At 64.3% G+C, this 3,436-nt stretch carries 2 pseudogenes; both read right to left on the bottom strand.

Annotated elements, in window-relative coordinates:
* A pseudogene (locus tag A5643_RS18975) lies at nt 1-2,037 on the bottom strand (condensation domain-containing protein); the annotation flags it as partial.
* A 675-nt stretch (nt 2,038-2,712) separates the two neighbouring features.
* A pseudogene (locus tag A5643_RS18970) lies at nt 2,713-3,078 on the bottom strand (class I SAM-dependent methyltransferase); the annotation flags it as partial.
* Nucleotides 3,079-3,436: the final 358 nt, after the last annotated feature.

Here is a 3,436-nt window from a genome sequence, read left to right as displayed (position 1 = left end):
GATTCGACGCCTCATCCAACTGCTGATACGTCCACGACACACCCCCACACCGCAACGCCACCGCCCCCGGCGCCCGGGCCACCTGCACCCCAAACAACCCCGGAATCGTTGCCGACGCACCCAACGGCTCAGCTAATGCCGAGCGATTGCCCCATTCGAAGAGTTGTGTGTGTTCGTCTTCGTCCCAAAAGTCCAACGATGAGAGCCGCTGGTTCTGATCGGTGGTCATTGCTGGCCCCCCTCTGTAGCTGTGATGACCGTTAGCACGCGTTGCAGTCGACGAACGAAGGTCTCGATCGTTTGGGCGTCGAAGATGTCGGTGCGGTATTCGATGAGGCCGTGGATTCCGTCGGGGGTGCCGGTGGGGGTCCAGCGTTCTTCGAGGGAGAGCATGAGGTCCATGCGGGCGGTGTGGGTGTCGGTGGTTAGGGGGGTGACCGTGATGTCGCCGAGGGTGGCGGCGGCGGTGGTGTCGAGACTGGTTTGTCCGGTGAAGTTCTGCCAGGCCAGCATGACTTGGATCAGGGGGTGGTGGCTTAGCGATCGGGTGGGGTTGAGGTGGTCGACGAGGACTTCGAAGGGCACGTCTTGGTTTTCGTAGGCGGTGAGGCTTGTTTGGCGGATTTGGGTGAGCAGTTCGGCGATGGTGGGGTCGCCGGAGACGTCGATGCGCAGTACTAGAGTGTTGACGAAGAAGCCGATGAGTTCATCGAGGGCAGGGTCTTGGCGGCCGGCGATCGGGAAACCGATGGGGATATCGGTGCAGGCGCTCATTTTTGCCAGCAGCACCGCCAGTCCGGCTTGGACCACCATGAAACTGGTCGCATCGTGGGCGCGGGCTACCGCGTTGATCTGTTGCTGTAGCTGTGCTGGCCAGTGGATACTCACCGCGGCGCCGTGGTGGTCGGCGGTGGGGGGGTAGGGCCGGTCGGTGGGCAGTTTCAGTTGTTCGGGCAGGCCGGCCAGGGCTTGTTGCCAGTAGGCCAATTGTGCCGATAGGCGACTGTCGGGATCGGTTTCCTCGCCGAGCCATTGTTGTTGCCACAGCGTGTAATCGGCGTACTGCACCGCTAATGGCGCCCAGCCGGGGGGCTGGTCGGCGCATCGGGCGGCATAGGCCACCCCGAGATCGCGGAGCAACGGCGCGATGGAGGACCCGTCACCGGCGATGTGGTGCATCACCGCCACCAACACGTACTCTTGCGCGCCGATTCGGAACAGTTTGGCGTGCAGGGGAATTTGGGTTGCCAGGTCGAAGTGATGCCCCACGGTCGCGCCGACGGCGTCGGCGAGTTGTTCAGCGGTCCAGCCGGCGGCGTCGATGATCTGCCAGCCGAAGTCCGCCTGCTCGGCCGGCAGCACCACCTGTTGAGCGACCCCGCCGGTCGCAGTGAAAATTGTGCGCAGGCTCTCGTGGCGGCCCACCACATCGGCCAGTGCGTGACCGAATGCCTCGGTATCGAGGTTGCCGCACAGCCGTAACGCCACCGGCATGTTGTAGATCGCCGAGGGCCCCTGCAACTGCTCCAAGAACCACAACCGCTGCTGGGCATACGACAGTGGGATGACCTGCGGGCGCGGCTGCGCCGTCAACGCCACGCCGGCCCGCTGCCCACCGTGGGTGGTGATCCACTCAGCCAACTGCGCCACAGTGGGCGCATCAAACATCACCCGGATCGGCACCTCGGCACCCAGTTCCACCCGAATCCGTGCCAGCAGACGGATCGCGGAAAGGGAGTGCCCACCCAGATCGAAGAAACTGTCATCGATCCCGACCCGGTTGACCCCCAAAACCTCGCTGAACAGTGCGACCAACTTCTCTTCTGTGCGGTCTCGAGGTTGACGGTAGGCCGCGGCGCTGCTGAACTCCGGGGACGGCAACGCCCGGCGGTCCAGTTTGCCGTTGACGGTCAACGGCAGCTTGTCAAGGATCATGATCGCTGCGGGCACCATGTAGTCGGGCAACTTCTCGCTAACGAATGTGCGCAACTCGGCCACCCGCTCGACTGCTGCCGGGTCGTTGACATACCCGGCCAACGAGCCTGGCTCCGCAGCCGGGCAGTACAGATCGGTCCATACCAGCGCTGCGCCGTCGGCCTCCGATTCCTCACTCGCGGTGAAGATCACATCGATCAGGCCGGCGGTGGGTGACCAGGTGACTGCGGTGGCGTAGCCGGCTTGCTCACCGAGAAGTCGGCATTGGCGCACCGACACCATCTCCACCGCGTCGATGCCGGCCTGCACTTCAGCCAGACTGACCCGCCCCTCAGCACCGGCCAACCCCTGCATCAATGCCACATCCGGCCACGTTCCCGCATACGGCACCCCAGTGACCCGCAACCCGGCCGGCTGCCGGTCGCGCAGATACTGCCCCACTTCAGATAACGTGGCAAAGCGCTGCCAGGGCTCAGTAGGCAGCTCTGCCGCCGAATGCGTTTGCACCGGCGCCTTGTGCAACACCACCTCATAGCGGTAACCGCTGAGCTCGTTGATCGCGCCCATATCCTTAAGCCGGAGATCCACCGCGGCGATGTCGGGGATCTGGGCGGGCAACGCCGCGAAAAACTCCGGCGCCAACAATAATTCCTGCTCAGCCAGCATCTCCCGGTGCACCCGCTCCCGCACCCCGACCGCCGAATCCTGCCCATCACTATCGGCACACACCACCGCGGCAGTAAACGCCGCCAGCAACGACAGATTGCGCACATCCCCGACGAACACCGACCCACCCGGAGCCAGCAACCGCACCGCCTCGGCCAACACATCCAGCAGATAACCCGCACTCGGGAAGTACTGGATCACCGAATTAAGCACCACCACATCGAAATACCCCGCCGGCAACCCCTCGACCACATCGGCCGGCTGCACCCGCAACCGCACCCGATCCGCCCACGACTGGCCAGCCACCCCCACCTGCAACGCCCGAATCGTCGCCGCCGAAAAATCAGTACCCCAATACTCACTGCACTGCGGCGCCAACGGAGCCAACAACAACCCCGACCCCACCCCGATCTCCAACACCCGCTGCGGCCTCAACCCACTAACGCGCGCCACCGCAGCCGAGCGCCACTGAACCATCTGCTCCAACGCAATCGGCTCACCGGTAAAACTACTGTTCCACCCCCCGAAATCCTCCCCCAACACCGCCGACGAACCCGCAGAATCCGAACCGAACTCCCCCTGCCCATACAAACCCTCATAAACGTCTTGCCACTGCCCCACCAACCGCGCTTCACGCTCACGGTCCCGAACCAACATCATCTGCTCATCCAGAACCACATACCCCACCAACTGCCGATCCCCCACACCCCCACCAACATCGGCGCCCGACACCGCATCCCGAGCCACCACCACCGCCTGCCCCGCGCCGCTTGATGTTCACCTCGTCCCCGCCGATAAACGGCTCCGCCCGGGTCGGCCTGCCGCCCTCACCGAT

Source organism: Mycobacterium sp. 1274756.6 (assembly GCF_001668625.1).
Lineage (GTDB): Bacteria > Actinomycetota > Actinomycetes > Mycobacteriales > Mycobacteriaceae > Mycobacterium.
This window is presented reverse-complemented; position numbering and strand designations above follow the sequence as displayed.